General features: G+C 69.0%; 20 protein-coding genes. 10 read left to right on the top strand and 10 right to left on the bottom strand.

The annotated features are described in order from the left end of the window. The 5 genes from GBN72_RS33550 to GBN72_RS33535 all read right to left on the bottom strand — a co-directional run. Positions 1-674, bottom strand: a 674-nt coding sequence (locus tag GBN72_RS33550; RefSeq protein ID WP_281372128.1) for a DnaB-like helicase N-terminal domain-containing protein, incomplete at its 3' end; no start/stop codon positions are given. 87 nt (positions 675-761) lie between these two features. Beyond that, a complete protein-coding gene (locus GBN72_RS33545) occupies positions 762-1769 on the bottom strand; it encodes a hypothetical protein (protein ID WP_151775763.1) in 1008 nt (335 codons plus the stop codon). A 618-nt stretch (positions 1770-2387) separates the two neighbouring features. Then, positions 2388-2522 carry a hypothetical protein gene (locus GBN72_RS35965; protein WP_281372126.1) on the bottom strand — a complete coding sequence of 45 codons (135 nt, stop codon included), beginning with the start codon at positions 2520-2522 and terminating at the stop codon, positions 2388-2390. Positions 2523-3148: 626 nt separating this feature from the next. Beyond that, complete coding sequence (locus tag GBN72_RS33540) at positions 3149-3649, bottom strand: GNAT family N-acetyltransferase (protein WP_151775762.1); 501 nt, start codon at positions 3647-3649, stop codon at positions 3149-3151. Positions 3650-3968: 319 nt separating this feature from the next. Then, positions 3969-4577, bottom strand: a complete 609-nt coding sequence (locus tag GBN72_RS33535) for a hypothetical protein (protein WP_151775761.1) — start codon at positions 4575-4577, stop codon at positions 3969-3971. A gap of 290 nt (positions 4578-4867) precedes the next feature. Between GBN72_RS33535 and GBN72_RS33530 the strand changes: the two genes are divergently transcribed. The 6 genes from GBN72_RS33530 to GBN72_RS33505 all read left to right on the top strand — a co-directional run bounded on the left by GBN72_RS33530 (position 4868) and on the right by GBN72_RS33505 (position 8866). Next, a complete protein-coding gene (locus GBN72_RS33530) occupies positions 4868-5293 on the top strand; it encodes an AAA family ATPase (RefSeq protein ID WP_246213065.1) in 426 nt (141 codons plus the stop codon). Between the two features lie 7 nt (positions 5294-5300). After that, positions 5301-5879, top strand: a complete 579-nt coding sequence (locus tag GBN72_RS33525; protein WP_151775760.1) for an ankyrin repeat domain-containing protein — start codon at positions 5301-5303, stop codon at positions 5877-5879. Positions 5880-6299: 420 nt separating this feature from the next. Then, complete coding sequence (locus tag GBN72_RS33520; protein ID WP_151775759.1) at positions 6300-6614, top strand: MBL fold metallo-hydrolase; 315 nt, start codon at positions 6300-6302, stop codon at positions 6612-6614. 52 nt (positions 6615-6666) lie between these two features. Further along, positions 6667-7380 (top strand): relaxase domain-containing protein, encoded by a 714-nt coding sequence (locus GBN72_RS33515; protein ID WP_151775758.1) that lies wholly within the window; start codon positions 6667-6669, stop codon positions 7378-7380. 204 nt (positions 7381-7584) lie between these two features. Further along, a complete protein-coding gene (locus GBN72_RS33510) occupies positions 7585-8241 on the top strand; it encodes a hypothetical protein (protein WP_151775757.1) in 657 nt (218 codons plus the stop codon). Between the two features lie 109 nt (positions 8242-8350). After that, a complete protein-coding gene (locus tag GBN72_RS33505) occupies positions 8351-8866 on the top strand; it encodes an IS30 family transposase (protein ID WP_305793908.1) in 516 nt (171 codons plus the stop codon). Between the two features lie 193 nt (positions 8867-9059). Here the strand turns inward: GBN72_RS33505 and GBN72_RS34700 are convergent, their stop codons facing one another. Next, complete coding sequence (locus tag GBN72_RS34700; RefSeq protein ID WP_174887253.1) at positions 9060-9971, bottom strand: TRADD-N-associated membrane domain-containing protein; 912 nt, start codon at positions 9969-9971, stop codon at positions 9060-9062. A gap of 47 nt (positions 9972-10018) precedes the next feature. Between GBN72_RS34700 and GBN72_RS33495 the strand changes: the two genes are divergently transcribed. Both GBN72_RS33495 and GBN72_RS33490 read left to right on the top strand, forming a co-directional pair. After that, complete coding sequence (locus GBN72_RS33495) at positions 10019-10360, top strand: hypothetical protein (protein WP_151775756.1); 342 nt, start codon at positions 10019-10021, stop codon at positions 10358-10360. 121 nt (positions 10361-10481) lie between these two features. Continuing rightward, positions 10482-11606 (top strand): site-specific integrase, encoded by a 1125-nt coding sequence (locus GBN72_RS33490; protein WP_151775755.1) that lies wholly within the window; start codon positions 10482-10484, stop codon positions 11604-11606. An 82-nt stretch (positions 11607-11688) separates the two neighbouring features. Here GBN72_RS33490 and GBN72_RS33485 read toward each other — a convergent pair whose 3' ends face one another. The 3 genes from GBN72_RS33485 to GBN72_RS33465 all read right to left on the bottom strand — a co-directional run bounded on the left by GBN72_RS33485 (position 11689) and on the right by GBN72_RS33465 (position 15351). After that, complete coding sequence (locus tag GBN72_RS33485) at positions 11689-12894, bottom strand: nucleotidyl cyclase domain-containing protein (RefSeq protein WP_151775754.1); 1206 nt, start codon at positions 12892-12894, stop codon at positions 11689-11691. A gap of 1280 nt (positions 12895-14174) precedes the next feature. Next, complete coding sequence (locus GBN72_RS33470; RefSeq protein ID WP_151775752.1) at positions 14175-14687, bottom strand: hypothetical protein; 513 nt, start codon at positions 14685-14687, stop codon at positions 14175-14177. 235 nt (positions 14688-14922) lie between these two features. Then, positions 14923-15351 (bottom strand): hypothetical protein, encoded by a 429-nt coding sequence (locus GBN72_RS33465; RefSeq protein ID WP_174887252.1) that lies wholly within the window; start codon positions 15349-15351, stop codon positions 14923-14925. 426 nt (positions 15352-15777) lie between these two features. Between GBN72_RS33465 and GBN72_RS35770 the strand changes: the two genes are divergently transcribed. Together GBN72_RS35770 and GBN72_RS33455 are read left to right on the top strand one after the other, a co-directional pair. After that, positions 15778-16758, top strand: coding sequence for a C40 family peptidase (locus GBN72_RS35770; RefSeq protein ID WP_246213064.1), 981 nt, complete (start codon positions 15778-15780; stop codon positions 16756-16758). Between the two features lie 149 nt (positions 16759-16907). Next, a complete protein-coding gene (locus GBN72_RS33455) occupies positions 16908-18137 on the top strand; it encodes an XRE family transcriptional regulator (RefSeq protein WP_151775751.1) in 1230 nt (409 codons plus the stop codon). A 478-nt stretch (positions 18138-18615) separates the two neighbouring features. Here the strand turns inward: GBN72_RS33455 and GBN72_RS33450 are convergent, their stop codons facing one another. Continuing rightward, on the bottom strand, positions 18616-19038 hold the full coding sequence (locus GBN72_RS33450; protein WP_151775750.1) for a hypothetical protein: 423 nt from the start codon (positions 19036-19038) through the stop codon (positions 18616-18618). Positions 19039-19255 lie beyond the last annotated feature (217 nt).

The raw sequence follows: 19255 nt of genomic DNA, 5'->3' as shown, positions 1-19255 counted from the left end.
AGGGTGGACTTGCCCATGGCCGGCCGGGCGGCGATGACGACCATCTGGCCGGGGTGGAGTCCGTCGGTGAGGGCGTCGAAGTCCCGCAGGCCGGTCTCCAGGCCGCTGATCCGGCCCTTGTCCTTCTTCGCCCTGGCCTCGACCTCGTCCAGCATGCCCTCGAGGACATCGCCGACCGGGACGTCGCCTTCCTCGGGTGCGGACACCTCGGTGGCGGCGAACACCAGGGACTGTGCCTGGTTGCCGATGTCGGCCAGCTCGCCTTCCCGGGCGCGGGCCATGGTGACGATGGCCCGCCCGGCCTTCTCCAGCTCCCGCAGGACGGCCAGCTCCCGCGCGATCTCGGCGTAGTACGACGCGTTCGCCGCGGTGGGCACCGTCTGCACCAGGGCGTGGAGGTAGGCGGCGCCACCCACCTTGTTGAGCTCACCGCGCCGGGTCAGCTCCGCTCCGACGGTGAGCGGGTCGGCCGGGTCACCCTTGGCGTAGAGGTCGAGGACCGCCCGGTAGATCAGCTCGTGCTTGCCGAACGCGAACTGGGACGGCTTGATGGCCTCCATGCAGTCGGTGATGGCGTCCTCCGACAGGAGCATGCCGCCGAGGACGCACTGTTCCGCGTACTCATCGTGCAGAGCACCGTCGACACCGGCCCGGGCCTGAGCGGGTACCGTCATGGGTGGATCTCCTCATGGGATTCAGGCAGCGGCAGGGGCCTTTCCTAGGGGCTCCCCTGCCGCTCGCTGCGTTTCGGGGTAGGTGGGTCAGACGCCGGCGGGCTGCGGCACGTAGCCCGGGTGGCAGAGGCACTTGGCCATGCCTGTCGGAGTCTCGACCATGCGCTGGGCGGCCGACGTCGGCTCGCGGCCGTCGTTGCACTCACCGCACCAGGGCCTGAGGCTCAGCGCCGGCCGGGACGGAGCCTCCGGGTTCATCGCCGCGTGCCTCGCCAGGTCGGTCCAGCCCTTGGCCGCCAGTTCCACCGCAAGGCCGCACAGGTTGTCCACGGACCGGCCGACCGACAGCAGGGCAGCAGCAGCAGCCCGCAGCTCGCGGACGACCTTCGGACGCGGCGGCATGCCCGTGGCACCCATGCAGGCCGTCAGGTAGGCGTCCACCACCCGGTCCACCCCAGAGGGCTCCTGGACCGACCGCTGCTCCGGAACCTCCGGATGCTCCGACCGAACCTCAGCAGCAGCAGGAGGGGCAGGGGTGTGGTCTTGGATCGCGACCCTCTCTCTCTCCTCCGTCACGGCCTCAGCCGACACGGCGGGCACCGATGTGACGGCCGGGACCCCAGAGAGAGAAGAGGGAGAAGAAGAAGGAAGGAGAAGGGGGGCAGATTTTTCCGGGGGTGTCCCGGAAAAATTTTCCGGGGGGGCGGAAAAATTTTCCGGGGGGGCGGAAAAATTTTCCGGGGGGGTCTGACCTGTGGTTTCATCCGATGAGCTGAAGGTGAGCTCTTCGACGACGGTCGGGCCGTAGTCGGTGCGCTTGCGCTGCATCTGTCCCAGCAGATCGAGGTTCACCCGGTACAGGTCGGCGATGCGCGCCCCGGTCCTGGGGTGGTACCGGTCAGCGGCGGCGAGCAGGCCGCGCTTGATCAGCCGCTGCTTGTTGTTGCGGGCGTTTCGCTCAGTCATGTGCGCCTCGTCCGCCAGCTGCTGCATGCTCGCGATCACGTAGCCGCGAGCGTCTGTGTGGTTGCAGCAGGCCATGAGGAACGCGCCTTCGCCCACGCTGAGGCCCTCGGCGCCGAAGACGAGGTTCATGTGCTGGATCACCGGGCACCCCCGGTGGCGATGCAGACGCGGATCGCGACGGGGCCGGCGCAAGTGGCAGCGGCACAAACGTGCTGGTGGTACACGGAGGGGTCACCCTTTCCTGGGCGTACCCCGCACCGTGTCCATCGTCATAGACGAGCCGCCTAGCCTTCCGGCGGAACCGTCTCGTACGATTGAGGGGCACGGGCACGCCCGTTTTTGGGGCCCGGTCCTCCTGTCTCGGCCAAAAGAACAGGGAGGGCCGGGTTTTTTATGTTGTCTGAGCAGATCCTAGGTCGGACGCGGGGGTAGGTTCCCCCGAGCCCCGTCGACGCTCGACGGCCGGCAGGGCTCTTCACGTCTTCGGGGCGCCGCAGGTGCGGATCCACCACTCATGTCCCGTCGGGCCACAGGCCCCAGGTCCGGACTCGACCACCAGTTCGGTGATTACTGCGCCTCCTTCCGTTCCCCGAGCACCGGCCAGGTCATCCGCAAGCGCTTGCCCCTTCAGCGCAACGGGCCGGGTGAGGGGCCGTCACTGCTCCCGTCGTCCTTGCCGCCGCCGAGGACGCGCCGTCGAGGACGGTCAAGGGCACAACCCGGCGCCGTACCCGTCGGCGTCGTGGGTCACGGCTTGAGCGCCGCCAGGAGCACCCCGCTGGCCACCAAGGCGACGCCCATCGCGGGGATGAGCGGGGGGTGGGACACGGCCACCAGACCGACGACGACGGTGCCGATCAGGACCGTGATCACGCGGTTCATGTCCATGGATCCTCCAAGGGTCTCGCCCGCTCCTCGCGGGGTCTGGCCGCACTTTCGAGGACCGCGGGGTTAGCCCCGCAACTGTTCACGTCCGCCCCATTCACTGGGGCCGCCGCCCGATTGCCTTCGGTGACGAGCGTCCGCGTCGGCTGCAGCGGCTCGGTGGTGACCGTGGACAGCGCAGCGGGCGGGGACGCGCCGCCGTGGCCGGCCTGGTCTGCCGTCCTCGACATCGACCCAGGGGATTCCCCGCCGCCCTTGGTGACTGCGACATGGATTTTCCGCCGCGCCGTCTGCGCTTGGGTGCAGTGGAGGATGGCACCTCCCGAACGGCCCGCTGACGCGGAGCGAGTTATACGTTTCTGTTCCAGAAACAGGGAAAGCCGCAGGGACGGGCGGGGAAAGGTACGGAGCTTGGCACGCCCTTTTCGGGCCTTCGACCCGGGCGGCGCCCACCCTTGTCGGCACCTCCGCATCGTCGGCGGCCGCCACCATCGCGGCGACGTTTCTGGCCCCCTACTCGGGCGCGTGCGTAACGCGGACGAACATGGAGAGGTCGCCGGGTGGCCTCGGCAGGCTGGCCCGTATAGACCGGCGCCAGGAGACCGACGTCCAGCTATGACCGCTCACAGAGCGCGCTGCATGCACACCAGCTGCTTCCGCTCATCCCAGGACTGGGTGACGGTGAAGCCGAGCCGTTCGTACAGAGCAATGGCACCGGTCCGCCATTCCCACACCGAGAGCCGGATGGTGTGTACGCCGCTTTCCGCAGCGTGACTGAGCGCGGCACCGAGCAAGGCCGACGCAATGCCTTGGCCACGGGACTCCGGGTCAGTCCAGAGCCTCTTGATCTCCGATCGCCCGTCGTCCGCGGAGGTCACCACCAGGCACCCCACAACGGCATCCTCCTGGAGAGCCACCAGAACGACATCGCCGGCCAATGCGGCCCGGGGGTCGGTGACCTCTGCCCGGTAGCGGTCCGGCAGGTTGTCGACAGCGGATACCGGTTCGCCCTTCTCGGCCTCCGTCTGGAGATGGTAGGCGGCCAGCAGCGCCGCCAGGCCGTCTCCGACCGAAGGTGTCCGGCCTGGCCAACGGACGATGGAAACCTCACGGTGATCAGCCATGGCACCAGCATCACACGAGGGTGATCGGGCTTCCCACCAGCACTAAGACGGTCGCCTGCCCCTCTGGCGACCGATCCGACGAGTCGAGCACCGTGTCCAACTAACGGTCGTTGAGCGCACACCGGGCCGGCCTCCCGGACCGCTGGCAGAACGCCCTGACGGGTTGTTCATGCAGCCGTTCAGACTGCCTTGGCCCGGCAGAATCGGCCTGCATGGAGGACGGCCGGCCTCAGTTTCTCTGGCCAGGGAGCACAGCGGGTAAGCAGGTCCGGGCCGAGGGAGCCCCCAGCCAGTGGTGACGCATGTCTTTCTCTGGTCCCTACAAATCACGACTACTTCCGAGGGGGTCGACCCAGTCCCGCCGGCGCAGAAGCGTCCGACCGGCTCCGAAGTCCTCTTCCTCGTAGTCGCGCTGGACCGTCGCCAAGGATTCCAGGAGAGGCCGCTTCAGCATTAAGGCGTCAGGCGTTGCTCCGGCCTGAAGCGGTTCTCCGCGCACGACCGCGTCCCAGTCGAACTCCGCAGTGCGTCCGGTCTCGTCGATGATCAGGGCGATCGTCTCCGACGGCCGGGACGCCACTTCTTCGAGAAGAACGCGCTCGACATCGCACACTTCTTCTCGTGTGAGGTTGTCCAGATAGTAGGTCTGCTTCTCCCCGCCCCACGGCTCATACGAGAACCAGCAGAGGAGATCAGCGCCGTAAGGCCACCACCACTTCACGTGGAAGTCGCCGACGGCGGTGACAGCGCGCTCCCTGACCGTGTTCACCGAAACGTGGACCTGGTCACCGTCGACGTTCACGAGGACCGCGGAGCCCGACCCCGGGTACTCAAGGGAGAGCCCCCTTCGCCGGAATGCTTCCGTGAGAGCACTGAACCCGTCCGGCTGGGTGCGCGATCGGTACCACGCCACGAACCCGTCAGACATGCTCAGCACCCATCCTTGAAGGTGCAGACGTTATCAACGGCATGGGGGACCTTGTCCGCCGACGAGCGTGGACCCAGGACCCACGCTCGTCGGCGGACTCACCGTCACCGCCGACGGTGAAACAGTCCTGGTCGACGGCGTCGAGTACAGCCTCCGCGTCATCGAAACCGACGACGTCAATGCGGGCTTCTCCCTGTCGGACGAGCAGAGCGAGGTGGTCACCCGGCTGCTGTTGCGGGGAACGTGTCGACGCGGTCGTTGGTGTCGCCGGTGCGGGCATCTCGACGCTGATGGACGCGTGCCGGATCGCGTGGGACGCCACCGGCACCACCTACGCCGGAGCGTGCCTGTCGGCCGTCGGCGCCCAGGACCTGCAGGAGGCGTCCGCGATTGCCTTGAGGACCGTCGCCGCGTGGCTGCAGCGCATCGACTCGGGCGAGGGGCTGACCGGTGTCGGTGTCCTGGTGGTCGACGAGGCGACGATGACGGACGACCGGTCCGCCGCCCGCCTGCTCACGGAGGCGGCGCGGACGGGGACGCAGGTCATCGCGATCGGCGACCCGCTGCACCTCCAGGCTGTCGACGGGCTCACCCTCGACCACCTCGACGACGTCCGGCACCGGATGGAGAGCGGCCAGCAACCGCAACGGGTGTGGGACGTGCCCGCCCCGGGGCCGCCACTCAGCTTCGGGAGTACGGGGCCAAGTTCGAAATGATGCGTTCATGAGCCTTTTCAGCGCAGCGAAGCGGGGCGAGTTCTCCGAGCTCATCCAGGCCATCAACGAATCCGATCCGCCCCTGACACGGGAGCGCCTCGATCGAACGCTCATGGACGCGGTCGGCGACAAGGAACCCGCCCGACGGCGGCAGAAGGTCGAGTTCCTGCTGGAGCGCGGCGCGCACGGGAACGCTTCGACCCCGAGCGGCGTGAACGCCCTGCATGCGCTGTTCGGCAAGCTTCGCCGCTTGCTCGATTTCCGTGAGGACGGCCCGCTTGTCGCGCGGTTGATCGCAGAGGGTGCCGACCTCAATCAGCGCGATCCGAAGTGGGGAACGCCGCTGAAGATGTTGTGGGACATGGTGATCTCCGAAGAGGAGCTCACCGAGGTCTACGACGCCGTCTTCTCGACCCCCGGCCTGAACTTCGGCTGTGCGGTGAACCGCAAGGGCACCCCGCGGGTGTCGCTCATGGAGCAGGTGCGGAGCCGTCAGCAGCCTGCCGAGGGCGGTGTGCCCTACCACCCGGAGTTCGCGCGGCGCATGGAGGACTACCTCGGCCAGGCACATGTTCCTGGCCGCTGAGCAACGGAAGGCCCATCGCGAGCTCGGTCACGCAGTGTTCCTCCACGTACGGTCCCACGCCCGTCTCTAGACGCACATGGAAGACACCGTCGGCCCCTCCAGAGTGAGTCCTCAGCGACCTCGACGCCACCGTCCTCTACCAGGCCTGGCACGACGGCTCCATGTCCGTCGGCGAGTAGGGACCCTGGGCCCACGCCGTCGACGGACTCATCGACGCCGGATACCTCACCGCCACCACCGACGGTGACACGACCCGGTCCAGGGGCAGCGGCCGAAGCCTGTGGCCAGAAGAAAGATCCCTGCACGGCAGCCATCCGTGAGACTGAAAAACGGAACCTGGATGAGCCGAAGACCTACAGTGCTGCTGCGGGTGGCCTAGGCCATGGAAGATCGCCGACTCCTGAAGGAGCATCACCACTCATGCGTATGACCCGTCTCACCACCATTGCCTTGGCTGCCGCGCTCGGCTGCGCCGGTGTGCTCGTCGTCGGCCCGGCGGCCGGCGCTTCCGCCCAGCTCGGATGCCAGTACAAAGTCCTGTGGCCGACCGCCGGTGTGTACGAGGACCCGAACCCGAACAGTGTTGTCGTCAAGACCAAGCACGCCGGTGACATAGTCGGCGCCTCGACCTGCGAGGGCGGCGGCTACAACGAGTACGGCTACGTTCTGGTCACCACCGACGCGGCAGCCGACAGGCGGGGCTGGATGCGCGTCGAGGCAGTCGTGCAGATCTGACGCACCTGCGGCTCCACGCCCTTCCCCTCCGGCCAGCCTGGCGATCGTCTCGATGGCGGCGCCGCTCGGCTCGGGCGTCCTGCCCCCACTGCTCGCCACCAACGCCACGGTGCTCCTGGGCGCCGGCGTCCTTGCCTGGGCGGGGACCGCGGTCGCCGGATACCTCGGGCGCCTGCCCGGGTGGCTGACCCGCACCGCACCTGGCGGGCCCCTGCACCGGCAGTCCGCCGACCACATACTGCTGTCGCTGGCCACGGGCACGGTGGTCGTAACCGCGGTCGGGCAGGACGCGATGGGTGTGGACCTGCTCGCTCTCGGCGTGTTGGCGCGGTGCGAGGATGGCAAGTGGCGGTCGAACGCGAACTCCGGCAAGGACCTATACCGGCACGCCAGCGCCGCGGACGCGTTCTTCAAGGCCCGCGTCCGCGCCCTGACGGCCCAGCGGTTCGGGGTGCGGCGGACGCAGGCCGAGACGACCCGTGCGTGGGAGGGCGACGGCATCCCCGAGCAGCTGCGCGACACGTTCTCCCGCCGCTCCGCTCTGGTGACTGAACAGGTCGGCGAGGACGCGAGTCTGGAGGACAAGCAGCGGCTCGCCGCCGTCACCTGCCGCGCCAAGCACGCCGCGGACGCGGCCGGGATGCGCGAGAGTTGGCGGCAGCGCGCCGAGAACCGCCAGGCCGAACAGATCCGGCAGCAGAACCGGGCCGCGAGCAGCAGGTACGAGCCTCCGGCGCCGTCATGCGGGAGCGGCCTGAGCCGGTAACCCAAAGTCCTGCTTGAGATTTCATCGCAGGCGGCGCACCCGTCAGAAGGAAGCATGTGTTGAATCAGTGTGGGCTCAGGAGACCACCACAACTACGCAACCCTCTGACTTGCGCAAACGCTGAAATTCGCTGTGCGAGGAGAGGTACAGCACGACGACGAAGAGGATTCCTGACGCGCGCCCAGAGCGATAACGTACTCCGCTATGGCAGACGTGTCCTGGGCCGATGGTCTCAGTGCAATATCCGCTTTCGCTGGACTCGGTACAGCGGTGATCGCGCTGAGGATCGCCGCTACCGCAAGCAAAGCAGCCCAGCAGTCCAGCCGGGCTGCGGATCAGGCGAACTCCACCTCCACGGTAGTTGCAGCCATTGAGCGGAAAAGGTGGCACTACGAGATGACCCCACGCTTAGACATCACAGTCAGGCGCAGGCCGGAAACCGACGAGGCTCGCCTGGTACTGACCTTCGAAGGCCCTCCCGAGCTAGAACGTCTGGACACGGTCGAGATCGAGATCCGCAACGATGGCTACCCTTACCGGAACAGTAGCTACGCTCAGCGGGTACCCTCCAGAGGCTGGTCCAGAGAGGAGATCCTCAACACCATTTGGGGGCCTTACCGCTTCAGCCGTGTCTCCGCCCATGGTCGCGAGGTGCAAGCCGAACACGTGGAACTGGGTGAATGTCTTCATTTCTCCATGGAGAGATCCGCCGTACCCCCTTGGTTCAGCAGCGATTCAACGTTCTGGCGCGACCATTACTCAGATGCCCCCGTGAGGCTGTGGGTACGTTGCAGACGAGAGGGGCACCGAGTGTGGATCCTCGCGTACGACGTGGACGTGGTCGAAGCTGATGATTCGTGACTGGGGCATAGCCTTACAGTCGGGCCAACTGAGCTACCGCGGCCTGCTCACCGTGCTCCTGGACCTGTGGCACGACCGAGCCTGAGGCAAGCGCCGATAGGGCGGGGCGATCAGCCGGCGGCCCGCCGAAGTCGAGGACCGCGTCGTCCCAGGGCATTGGGAGGGCGACCTGGTGATGGGCGCGCGGCTCTCCGCCATCGCCACCCTGGTCGAGCGCACCAGCCGGTACACCGCCCTGGTGGCCCTTCCGGACGGCATCAAGGCCAGCCAGGTCGCCCCATACCTGACCTCCCGGCTGCTCTGTATCCCTCGGCAGATGCGGCGCACGCTGACGTGGGGCCGTGGCCGGGAGATTGCCGAGCAGAGGGCGATCACGGCCGCCACCGGCATGCCGATCTACCTGTGCAAGCCCCGCAGCCCGTGGCAGCGCGGGACGAACGAGAACACGAACCGGCTTCTGCGGCAGTACCTGCCGAAGACCGCAGACCTCCGCACGTTCGGCCAGGAGGACCTGGACACCATCGCCGCGGAACTGAACGACCGGCCGCGCCAGACCCACGGGTACCGAACACCCGCAGAGGTCTACGCTGACCTTCTGAACAGCGGTGATGCACTGCCCGTTTGAGGTCGCCGTCGTTGACTGAACGCGGCCCAGGCCCCGCTGGAGCGGCCGCTGCGGGCCTTCTTACTGTTCATCAACCCGTTCAGGACCCGCTGGACTGAGGGGTGACAGAGGTGGCTTGTGGCGCCTGGTGCACGTTCGTTAATGGCACCCCGCCTACCGTGGGGGCAGCATCTGTAACCGAGCAGGACGGCGTCTACCTCTCCCCCTGCACCATCTTGGGCAGCTGCTCCAGCACGCCGGCACCGGCATCGATCAGCGGGTTCTGCGGCCCGGACGCGATGAGCTGGACCAGTTGACTCACGACCTCGGCCCGTTGGTCGTCGGTCAGCTTGGCGTCATTGAGGAGGCGTTCGGCGGCCAGGTAGCGAGAGAACTCCAGCGGCTGGTCAAAGTAGGCCTTGAGGTGTTCTGCCGCGCTCTCCTGGCTCTTCACGAAGGTTTTGCTGACGAAGGCGGCCAGGGCTGCGGCCACGGCGCCGAGCGCGCCGGCTACTGCCGCTGCTGCTGTCTTCTCCGCCTGTACCGCGGCCACGACAAAGCCGATGAGGAGCACGAACCCGAGGGCCATGGCCACCTGCGCACTGATGAATGACCGCTTCGCCTGGGTGGTAGCGATTTTGTGGTAGAGGGCGAGGCGGGTGTGAGTTACGTCCCACAGACTGGCAAGTGCAAGTCTGTGGGCGCGGGCATCACGCTGCTCCGGGCTCTCCCCTTGTCGAGGCACCGCCGAGCCTTGAGTCTCTGCGTCCCCAGCAAGTACCGATGTCAGCCGGTGCTCCGCTGCACGCAAGTCGGCATGCGCCTCGGCATGGCGTGCGCTGGCCTCATTTACGCGCTGGCGGCGGTAGGCGAGGACCAGGGCGACGAGCGCGCCGGCCCCAGCGACCACACCGAAGGAGAGCTTCACCACCTCGAGGAGCGTCGTCGCATCGAGCCTCGCCGAGGTATCGATCTTCTGGAAGTCCAGCAGGACGATCAGGCTGTAGAAGACGCTGCCCGCGGCCAGGATCACCGCAGCAAAGGTGACCATCAGAACCTGGCCGACCGTCCACAGCCGCAGCTCCCGGTCACTCGACGCTGACCGCGTCCGTCGGATGGCTCTCATGCGACTGAAGGTAGGCCCGAACGCTCACGGTTGCGGGCGTCTTTCGCATGTCCAGGGCCTTACGACGACGCGGCAGGCGGCGCGCCCGCAGAACTCGACCACCAAGGCGACGACGGCGACACAGCCAGGAACTCTGCCCCGCACCCGAGCAGGCGTCCGCCCAGACCTTCTACACGCACAGGCTGACCGACGGCTTCCTGGTGGAGAGCAAGGGCCGGCCCAACGGACCCGAGGTCGGACGCATCATCGGCAACGGCACCCCGGTCAAGGTTGTGTGCGAGGCCCACGGCCCCACCGTCGACGGCCAGTCCCACACCGTCTGGGACCGCATCGAGGACGGCACCTGGGTCTACGGCTACTACCTCACCACACCATCCACCCCAGCATGAAGCGCTGCGACGGCTGGACCTGACACCAGGTGGTCCGACAGTGCGGGTCGGCTTTCCGACCCGCACTGTTCTGGCTCTTGATAATGTTCCTTCTCAAGAGCCAGAAGTGAGGGAGCATCACATGGACCGCACCCCGTCCCCGATCGCCCCCGTACCGCCCGCGCGCCTCGCCGAGGACGACATCGTCGACGCCGAGCTCGTGGAGGACAGCGCGGCCGCCGCGGTGGCCGTTCCGGCGGGCCGGGACCGGGAGCTGTCCGCCGAGACCGCCGCCGCCATCGAGGCGAGCGTCGCCGCGTCCACCCGCCGCGCCTACGCCGCCGACCGCCGGGCGTTCGCCACCTGGTGCACCGCCGAGGGCCGCACGGCGGTGCCGGCGTCCGGGGAGACCATGGCCGAGTGGGTCAGGCACCTGACCGTCACCCCCCGCCCCCGCACCGGCCGCCCGGCCGGGCCGTCGACCATCGAGCGGGCACTGGCGGCCGTCACCAGCTGGCACCAGGAGCAGGGGCGGCCGAAGCCGACCATGCGCGGCGCCCGCGCCGTCCTCAACACCTACAAGGACCACCTCGCCGAGACCAAGGCCGCGGCCGCGCAGCCGAAGCAGGCGACCGCGGCCCTCCCGAAGCAGATTCGGGCCATGCTCGCCGGCACCGACCGGTCCACCCTCGCCGGGAAGCGCAACGCCGCCTTGGTCCTCGTCGGCTTCGCCACCGCCGCCCGCGTCTCGGAGCTCGTCGCCCTGGACCAGGCCGCCGTCCAGGAGACGGAGCACGGCTTCGACGTGACGCTGTACCGCAAGAAGGTCCGCAAGCACACGACGAACGCCGTCCTCTACGGCACCGACCCGGTCACCTGCCCCGTCCGCGCCCTGCGCGCCCACCTAGCCGCCCTCGACGAAGCCGGACGCACCGAGGGCCCGTTGTTCGTGCGCGTCGACCGGTGGGGTCGCCTCGCCCCGTCGCTCACCCGCGGCGGCCACCCGATCGGTGACCCGGCCGGGCGGATGACCACGGAGGCGGCCGCCGAGGTCGTCGAGCGCCTGGCCGTCACCGCCGGCCTCACCGGCGCCTGGTCCGGGCACTCCCTGCGCCGTGGCTTCGCCACCGCCGCCCGGGCCGCCGGACACGACCCGCTGGAGATCGCCCGCGCGGGCGGCTGGGCCGACGGCTCCCGCGTCCTCGCCCGCTACCTGGCCGACGTCGACAGGGTGAAGAACTCCCCGCTCGTCGGCATCGGCCTGTAAGCCCCGGCCCGGAGGGGCCGTTCCTCGCCAGCCGACGAAGATGGCGATCGCGAAGCCCTGAAAGCTACCGCCCGATTCCTTGTCACCTGCTTCGCTTCTCGTTAACCGCACCCCTCAGTGGGTGGTGCAGCCACGCTTGCAGCACGCCTCCGCCCTTCACTGGGACGGCGATCTCGAGAAAATCCTCCGCGCTGATGCCGGGAAGATTGTGGGGCACTGTCCACTCGTAGACGGCGTTCGATACGCACAGTGCGTGGGCGTCCTCGCCTTCGTGCAGTGCTGCCCGCACCACCTCTGCGTCGAGCAGGCGGCTGGCGTCGCTGACCGTAGAGCCCCAGACACCGCGTTCGTCCACGATCACGGTGCCCGTGGACAGAACCATTCGCAGACGGAGCTGGACTGAGGCGGAGGCAACTCGGTTGAGCTGACGCAGGCCCGCAGGGACGACTGTGACTACGGCGCGCAGGAGGTGGGGCAGGGGGACAGCAGCGTCGATCAGCTCAATGACGCCATCTCCCCGGTCCTCTCGACGACGTTCTGCCGGGGCGACACCGGCTGCCTCTGCCACGCGGTCAAGGAGGCCGAAGAGCGCTCGGCGCATGTACGCCTGCTCGACATCGTCTCGCGTGCTGAAGCTTTCAAGATCGGCAAGCAGCAGGCTTCGCTGCATGGGCATACTGACCCTTGTGGTGGGGGCATAAAAGGCAGTTGCAGAGCCGGTCTCCCTATGGGACGCCACCTGGGCCAGCGCTTCTCCCTCCTGCTGTCCAGCCTCATCAGTGCCGTGAGAAACCGCCTGGGGTTCAGTCACACCTGGGTCTGCAACCACTGACGGCCCCAAGCCGCTGACGCCTTCCGCCTCTCGCGCTGCAGGAATCGTCGGCGGCTCACTGACGTTCGGCTCCAGCCTCCGCGGTGGAGCGGCACTGCTTGACCGACGCTTCAGCTGGCGCTGCAGACTGATAGCAGTCCACCGGCGTCGCCACTCATCCAGTACAGGAGACCTTCGATCAGGTGCGGGACGTTCCTCTCCGTACTCATCCCAAGAAAGCAGTGTGCGCACCAGCAACATCAGCTTGTCGTGCCCTACGTACTTCCCACTGAAGGCAGCGTTTTGCGTTGCGATGGGTAGAGCCCCCTTCGGGCCGAACAAAATCCGCGCACGCGCGTCGATGACACGCAGCGACGGGTCGCCCCGGGTGACCTTGAGATGGATCAGGCTCTCCGCTTGGTCCCGCAGGAGCTGCTCATAGCTCCTCTCCTGTCCCTCATCACCTTGCTCTGCCATGCCTGTGCGCCTCCTCGACTACCTGCCGTGACCGGCACGGTAGTCACCATGCGGCGGAGCTGCACCGAACTTGACCGAACACCCCCGAACGTCCTCACACCACTGGCGGGTGTTCGCTGGACATCGGTTCTGTGCGGTGCCGTTGCCTGCTGATCGCGTTCCCACGAGTTCGTTCTGTCTATGCAGGTCACAGCACTCTGCATCGTCAGAGTCGAGACATGACTACTTCTCAAAGCCCTCAGCCGCCGGTCTCCTCCGGTTCGACCGCGCCTGCCCCTGAGCCCCCGTTCCTCTCCCTTCACACGACGGTCGTCCTGCTCGTCTCACTCCTGATCGGCATCGTCGTCGGCGTCCTAACCGTGCTCACCCAGGCACCTGTCGCAGCAGCGGTCCTGGCCGGCCTTACCGCTTGGGGCGCAAGCATTCCAATCGTGCGCTCCCTCATCCGATAACTACCTCGGCGGGCCTGCTGCGGCGGGCCTGGGCAGCGGTGGCGAAGCCCGATCGGTCACTCAGTCGATCAGTGACTGGGTGACCGGCAGAATGACCGACTTCCGACCGAAGGCCCTGCATGCCCAGTGCGGGGCCTTCACTGTCGCGGCTTGAACCGCCAGTTTCTCGCACGCTGCCAGCCGCTCGACGGCGGCTCGGGTCTCCCCGCAGTCCCGGCCCAGCGCAAGGCCCGCCGCGAGTACGAAAACCGGGTCAGCACGCTCACACCCGGGCCATGATCGTTCTCATGCCAACGGGTTCGAAGGAAAGTCGACCGGGCACTCCCTGCGCCGCGGGTTCGCCACCGCCGCCCGCCGTGCCGGCCACACCCTGGAGCGCATCGGCCGCCACGGCGGCTGGGCCGACGGCTCCCGCGCCCTTCTCGGCTACATGGAGGAAGGCGACCGCTGGGAGCGCAACCCGGTCTCCGGCCTCTGATCCACCACCAGGAGCACGCCCTCAAGGGCCCGCAGCCACCCCGGCCGCGGGCCCTCCTCCGTGCGCACCGCCGCCCTAGTCCGGCGGGCACCGGCCTGCCGGGCAGGCGGGGCGCCGTCTCACCCGGGCGGCCTCCCTGAACCGCATGATCAGTAACAGCAAAAACGCCCGTGCCGCCGACTCGTCCTGGCGGGTGCCCGGGCCCTGTCCGGTCCGGGGCGGTTCCCCCACGGTCCCGGATCGGTCCGGTCCGGGACCTGCGCGCCCCTCGACAACGGGTGCGCCGAGGGGCACAGACTCCCTCGCGTCGACCCCGGAAGTGTCGTGGGGCCGACGCGACGGCATCGGGTCTAGTGGTTCTGTCCGGTGGAGTACCGGAACTCGCCGCGGTAGCAGCCGATGATGACGTTGACCTTGTGGCTGGGCGGCTTGCCGCAGTATTCCTTCGACGTGTACCAGGAGCTGACGCGGGGGACCTTGGCCTCGGGGGCCTTGGCCCAGGTCCGGTACATGGTGGCGTTGGCCTTCCACGCCGTGACGACCTTGCAGTTGTGGTCGAGGCGCCGGTAGTACTCGCCGCCCAGGGACCGGAACTGCACGCTGACGTTGTCGTTGACGCGGAACAGGCCGGTCGTCTTGCTCCACATGAAGGTCTTGCGGGGCTTGTACTGCTCCCAGGGGGTGTTGCAGTCGGTCGGGACCTGCTTGGCGGCGGCCACCTCGATGGTGTCGGAGGCGGAGGAGCCGCTGTCGACGGCGTTCACCCCGACGGTCACTCCGGCGGTCGCGGCGAGGGCGCCCGTGAGGAGTGCGGCGATCACCAGCGGGCGGCGGCGGGGCGCCCTCGGGCGTGTGCTGTTCATGGTGTGCTCCTTCGGTGAAGCAGATGGGTTGGTTGAGGTGCGGTCTTGACTGGAGGCATGGCAGGGGACCGACAGGGCCGCCCGCAGTGCCGGCGTCGATGCCGGGGCCACTGGCCGGGCCCGTTGGCCGGTGCTGGGCCGCTGTTCGAGGCGTGCCGGTTCTCGGCGGGCGTTGGTGTCCGGTCTTCCGCCGGCCGCCCGGAGCGGTCGGCGGAAGGGCGCCGGGGCTCTCAGGTCAGCGGAGGCTGTAGATCGACTTCGCCTTGATGTAAGGGCTGGCGCCCCAGGTGGTGCACAGGGTCGTGCTGTTGGGCGAGCGGTACTTCTTGGTGCCGTTGGCCTGGATGCGCCAGCCGGGGTAGGCGATGAAGCCGCCACGCTTCTTGTAGAGGGCGCCGTTGCCGCCGATGGTGTAGCCCTCGAGGTAGTAGCGGGCACCGCCGGAGGTGACGAGGTACGGGCAGCCGTCCCGCTTCTGGAAGGTGCCGTAGAACTTCTTCTGGGCCGCCGCGGAACCGGCGTTGACGACCGTGTCGGTGGTGGAGTCCGCGGGCTTGGCGGCGGTGAAGGCGCCGCTCGCGCCGGCGGCCGTCCCACCGGCCAGCAGCCCGGCGGCGACGGCGACGGCCATCGCCCGGGCCCTGGACGTTCGTGACGTACGCATGCTGATGCTCCTCGTGACAGAGATGGACTCCCCCGGCCCTGCCGCCGCGCGGCGGGCAAGCGGAGGGGCAATGGCGTTCCTGCCGGGCCCGTGCACAGGTGCGTGCCGGGGTGGCGGGAGGGGTTGAACGCCCGTCGCCGGGAGGGCGCCTGACGAGGCGCCGGCCGGGCGGTGCGGGGCGGTGAGAGAAGCTTTGCCCGGCCGTCGAGGGAGGGGCAACGGATTGAGGCGGCCCGGACAGTCCCGCATCGTCCATGCAGGTCAGAGCCGGTTTTCACGGGCTGGACGCCGTCCTTCAACCCGGTCTCGGCAGGTATGGACAGGCCGGGACTGTCCCGGACGCCACCGGAGCTAGCGGGACACCCACGGGCCGCAACAGCCTCCTTCCAGAGCCGCAGATCGCGGCCCTGCCGAAGGAGACCCGTGATGGCACAGCAGACTCTGCTCCCGCCCCCGCAGCGCACCCGCCCCAAGCCGCAGCCCGGCCCGAGACACGACGCCCGGCCGGCGCTGCGGCGCCACCGCAAACCGCGCAGCAACAGCACCGCACGAGCCCGCCGCTTCGTGTGGGGCGCGGCCGGACTGGCCGTCGCCTTCGTGCTGTCCCTGATCGCCGGCGCGCTCCTGGCCGTGCACGGCCCGACCGGTTCACCGTCGGCTTCCGGCAGGCCGTCGGTCACCCTCCAGCAGAAGCCGCCGGCCACCGCCGGACCCTCGGCCCAGCCGTCCGCACCCGCCCCGTCCGACACCGGCAAGGAGCCGAAGGAAAAGGAGGAAAAGGAGGAGAAGAAGGAAGAAGGGTTCGAGGAGATGACGCTGCGGCCCGGTGACACGCTGTGGAACCTGGCCCGCGCCCACCACACCAGCGTGAAAGCCCTGCAGCACCTCAACGCTCTGGGATCCTCGACGCTGATCTACGCCGGGCAGAACCTGAAGGTGCCCTCCGGCAAGACCGCGGCCGACGCAGCGGCGCGGCCGAAGACCGACCGGCCCGCGGTAACGGCCGCGCCCGACAGGCCGTCCACGCCCCAGACCCCCGAGGTCGAGTCCGGGAAGCCCGGCACGAGCAGCGTCATCGCCTATGCCAAGAAGCAGCTCGGCAAGCCCTACATCTGGGGCGGCACCGGCCCTCGCGGCTTCGACTGCTCCGGCCTGGTGATGCGGGCCTGGGCCACGGCCGGGGTGCAGCTGCCGCGCACCACCTGGGGCCAGATTCGCGCCGGGAGCGCCACCACCCGGGCCCGCCTGGTGCCCGGCGACCTGGTCCTGTCCTACGGCGGCGGCCACGTGGGCCTGTACATCGGTGACGGCAAGGTCATCCACGCCCCCCGCCCCGGCACCACGATCACCGTCGCGCCCCTGCCCTCCCCCGGCAACGTCGTCGCCTACCGCCACATACGCGCCTGACACACCGCCGGCATGGCACCGAGCAGGCCCTCGAGCAGGGCCCGCCACCGAACAGTCGACAGCGTTCCGGACGACCCTGGGAAACGGCACTCATGTACAGATCAAAGGCCTTTAGGCTCCCCTGGTACCCGAGAGACAGGGGAGTGCCGATGGGGCGGGGGCCGAATCCGGCGGAGGCGAACAGCGCGGCGGAGTTCGTCGCACTGATGCGGCAGTTACGCCGCTGGGCGGACCTGAGCTACCGGCAGCTGGAGCGCAACGCCACCGACGTCGGCGACGTCCTGCCCCGGGCGACGATCTCGGCCGCACTCGGCCGCGACGACCTGCCCCGTGAAGAGCTCTTGGCGGCCTACGTCAGGGCCTGCGGCAGCGACGACGACACCGTGACCGCCTGGCTCGAAGCACGCCGGCGCCTGTCCATGACCGACACCGTGCCCCCGCCGCCGGCCTCCCGGGACACCCCGCAACCCAATGTCCCGGCGGACGAGAACGAGTCTCAGGAACACCCCAGCTCGCCGGAGCCCGCCGACGACAACCAGCACGCTCAGGAAGCCGGCCACGACGCGGCTGCGAAAGCCAGCCCGGCCGAGGAAGCAGAGCCTCGTCCGGCCGGTGACGACAGCGTCCCCTACGCCCGGTCGGCCTGGCGTCGACACAGTCCGCAGGTCGCGATCGCCGCCTGTGCCGTCGCCGGAATCCTGGCCCTGACGTTCTGGCCGCACGACGACGACGGCACCGACCGCGACCGCGCGGACAGCACCCCCACGCCCGCCGAACTCCGGCCCTCGGCCAGTGCAACGAGCGCGGAAGCGGAGACGACGGAACCTGCCCCCTCGCCCAGCAGCGAGCTCGCCGCCCCACCACTCGACGCGCCAGCCGAGGAGGAAGACCCGACTCCGAGCACCAGGCCCACTCCGGCACCTGCCCGGATGCCGGCTGCAGGAGCGGCCCAAATGCATCCCGCCTCCGCGCCCTCCCGGTGCCTGACCGAAGGCCGCGAACGCAACGGCCGTACCGACCGCGAGATCGCTGTCCAGCACTCGTGCGCCGACTCACCCCTGCCGCGCGTCGAACTCGAGAAGCTGAGCGGGGACGTCTACCGCATCCAGTGGTACAACCCCGACCCTGGCAAGGGCCTGGGCTGTCTCGCCGTCGACGACGCCTCGACCTCACCCGGAGCCCTCCTCGCCCCAAGGGGCTGCGCGGACAGCGACAGCCAGAAATTCCGCCTCGAAGCGTCCGGCAACGGCTTCCGGCTCCGGCCCCTCCACAGTGGCCTGTGCATCGGGTTCCTTCCCCCGGCCACCGACGGAGCCGAGGCCGTGCAGACCGCCTGCACCGGCACCTCCGCCCAGGTGTTCACCTTCACCGCAGGCTGACGTCACTCCACGATCTCACCGAATAGCCGCGTCACCGCAGCCCACGCTCCCCTGCCCGCGTTCACGGCAACGGCAGCGGCAGCGGCGGCCACGGGACGGAGCACGGCGGCCAGGCGGTGGGAGCACTTCGGTGCCAGGAGGTGCAGGCCTTCTGTCGGCCGTGGGGCCCGTCGGCGCAGGCGCGCACGACCGCGGCCGCCGCGCACGCGGGCCGGGACCGGCGGCTGTCCGCCGAGACGGCCGCCGACCATGGACTTTCCCGGCGACGACGAGCACATCGTCGCGAAGGCGGCCGAAGGACAGCGCTTACCTCACCCGCGTGGCCAGTGGCGCGGTAACAGGTCTTGACCTCGAGGGTTGCCTCTTCAACGGTCGAAGTCCCGTCACGGGGAGAACAGCTGTGACGGGACTTCGACCATGCGCCGTACCTCGGCGGCCCGCAGGGCGGCGTGCTGCGGCCGTCGGACCCGGGAGTGGTTCAGAGGCGCGTGATTCTGGTGCACCGGGCCGTCTGGACGCCGCCGTCGCTCTCGCACAGGGCCAGGTAGCGGGAGGTGTCGATCAGGGTGAAGGAGAGGGTGATGGCCGGCAGTTCGATGGTGCCGGGGCCGCACAGTTCGGTGACGGTCCGGATCAGGCCGATGCTCGTGGGCAGGGTGGCCAGCGCGTAGCAGCCGGTTCCCGTGTTGGTGAAGGTGCCGTTGTAGGTGGTGGTGCCGCCGATGACAGGGCCGGGGACGTACTGGTAGCTGCCGCCGGCGCTCGCGGTGCCTCGGCTCACCGACCAGGTCCAGGGAGTGGTGCTGTCCTGTGCGGTGCTGGGGGCGGCGGAGGCCGGAGCGGCGGCGATGAGGAGAGCGGCGGCGGCGGCTCCTGCCGCCGTACCCAGGTTCCGGAGCATGGTGGGTTCCCTTCGGCGATTGCGTGGTGTCGGTGGTGCCGACGACGACGCTGCCAGTCCCGCGGGTGCGCGGCTGCCTTCCACGGGGGCAACAAGCGGAACCGGGCCGGGCAGCAAGCTGCACCGTGGCCGCACGGCGACGGCGGCCGGCGGCGGTGTCGCTCCGGACGGCACGACGGCAGACATGGCACGACGGCAGCACGGCACGCTCGCCGGG

Source organism: Streptomyces abyssomicinicus, from assembly GCF_008974245.1.
Classification (GTDB): Bacteria; Actinomycetota; Actinomycetes; order Streptomycetales; family Streptomycetaceae; genus Streptomyces; species Streptomyces abyssomicinicus.
The sequence above is the reverse complement of the archived record's forward strand: the minus strand, read 5'-3'. Positions and strand labels throughout refer to the sequence as shown.

Excerpts from the sequence above, each read along its gene's own strand:
- GBN72_RS33545 (WP_151775763.1), bottom strand. The coding sequence starts at position 1,769 with ATGAACCTCGTCTTCGGCGCCGAGGGCCTCAGCGTGGGCGAAGGCGCG.
- GBN72_RS35965 (WP_281372126.1), bottom strand. The coding sequence starts at position 2,522 with ATGAACCGCGTGATCACGGTCCTGATCGGCACCGTCGTCGTCGGTCTG.
- GBN72_RS33540 (WP_151775762.1), bottom strand. The coding sequence starts at position 3,649 with ATGGCTGATCACCGTGAGGTTTCCATCGTCCGTTGGCCAGGCCGGACA.
- GBN72_RS33535 (WP_151775761.1), bottom strand. The coding sequence starts at position 4,577 with ATGTCTGACGGGTTCGTGGCGTGGTACCGATCGCGCACCCAGCCGGAC.
- GBN72_RS33530 (WP_246213065.1), top strand. The coding sequence starts at position 4,868 with ATGGACGCGTGCCGGATCGCGTGGGACGCCACCGGCACCACCTACGCC.
- GBN72_RS33525 (WP_151775760.1), top strand. The coding sequence starts at position 5,301 with ATGAGCCTTTTCAGCGCAGCGAAGCGGGGCGAGTTCTCCGAGCTCATC.
- GBN72_RS33520 (WP_151775759.1), top strand. The coding sequence starts at position 6,300 with ATGCGTATGACCCGTCTCACCACCATTGCCTTGGCTGCCGCGCTCGGC.
- GBN72_RS33515 (WP_151775758.1), top strand. The coding sequence starts at position 6,667 with ATGGCGGCGCCGCTCGGCTCGGGCGTCCTGCCCCCACTGCTCGCCACC.
- GBN72_RS33510 (WP_151775757.1), top strand. The coding sequence starts at position 7,585 with ATGGCAGACGTGTCCTGGGCCGATGGTCTCAGTGCAATATCCGCTTTC.
- GBN72_RS34700 (WP_174887253.1), bottom strand. The coding sequence starts at position 9,971 with ATGAGAGCCATCCGACGGACGCGGTCAGCGTCGAGTGACCGGGAGCTG.
- GBN72_RS33495 (WP_151775756.1), top strand. The coding sequence starts at position 10,019 with ATGTCCAGGGCCTTACGACGACGCGGCAGGCGGCGCGCCCGCAGAACT.
- GBN72_RS33490 (WP_151775755.1), top strand. The coding sequence starts at position 10,482 with ATGGACCGCACCCCGTCCCCGATCGCCCCCGTACCGCCCGCGCGCCTC.
- GBN72_RS33485 (WP_151775754.1), bottom strand. The coding sequence starts at position 12,894 with ATGGCAGAGCAAGGTGATGAGGGACAGGAGAGGAGCTATGAGCAGCTC.
- GBN72_RS33470 (WP_151775752.1), bottom strand. The coding sequence starts at position 14,687 with ATGAACAGCACACGCCCGAGGGCGCCCCGCCGCCGCCCGCTGGTGATC.
- GBN72_RS33465 (WP_174887252.1), bottom strand. The coding sequence starts at position 15,351 with ATGCGTACGTCACGAACGTCCAGGGCCCGGGCGATGGCCGTCGCCGTC.
- GBN72_RS35770 (WP_246213064.1), top strand. The coding sequence starts at position 15,778 with ATGGCACAGCAGACTCTGCTCCCGCCCCCGCAGCGCACCCGCCCCAAG.
- GBN72_RS33455 (WP_151775751.1), top strand. The coding sequence starts at position 16,908 with ATGGGGCGGGGGCCGAATCCGGCGGAGGCGAACAGCGCGGCGGAGTTC.
- GBN72_RS33450 (WP_151775750.1), bottom strand. The coding sequence starts at position 19,038 with ATGCTCCGGAACCTGGGTACGGCGGCAGGAGCCGCCGCCGCCGCTCTC.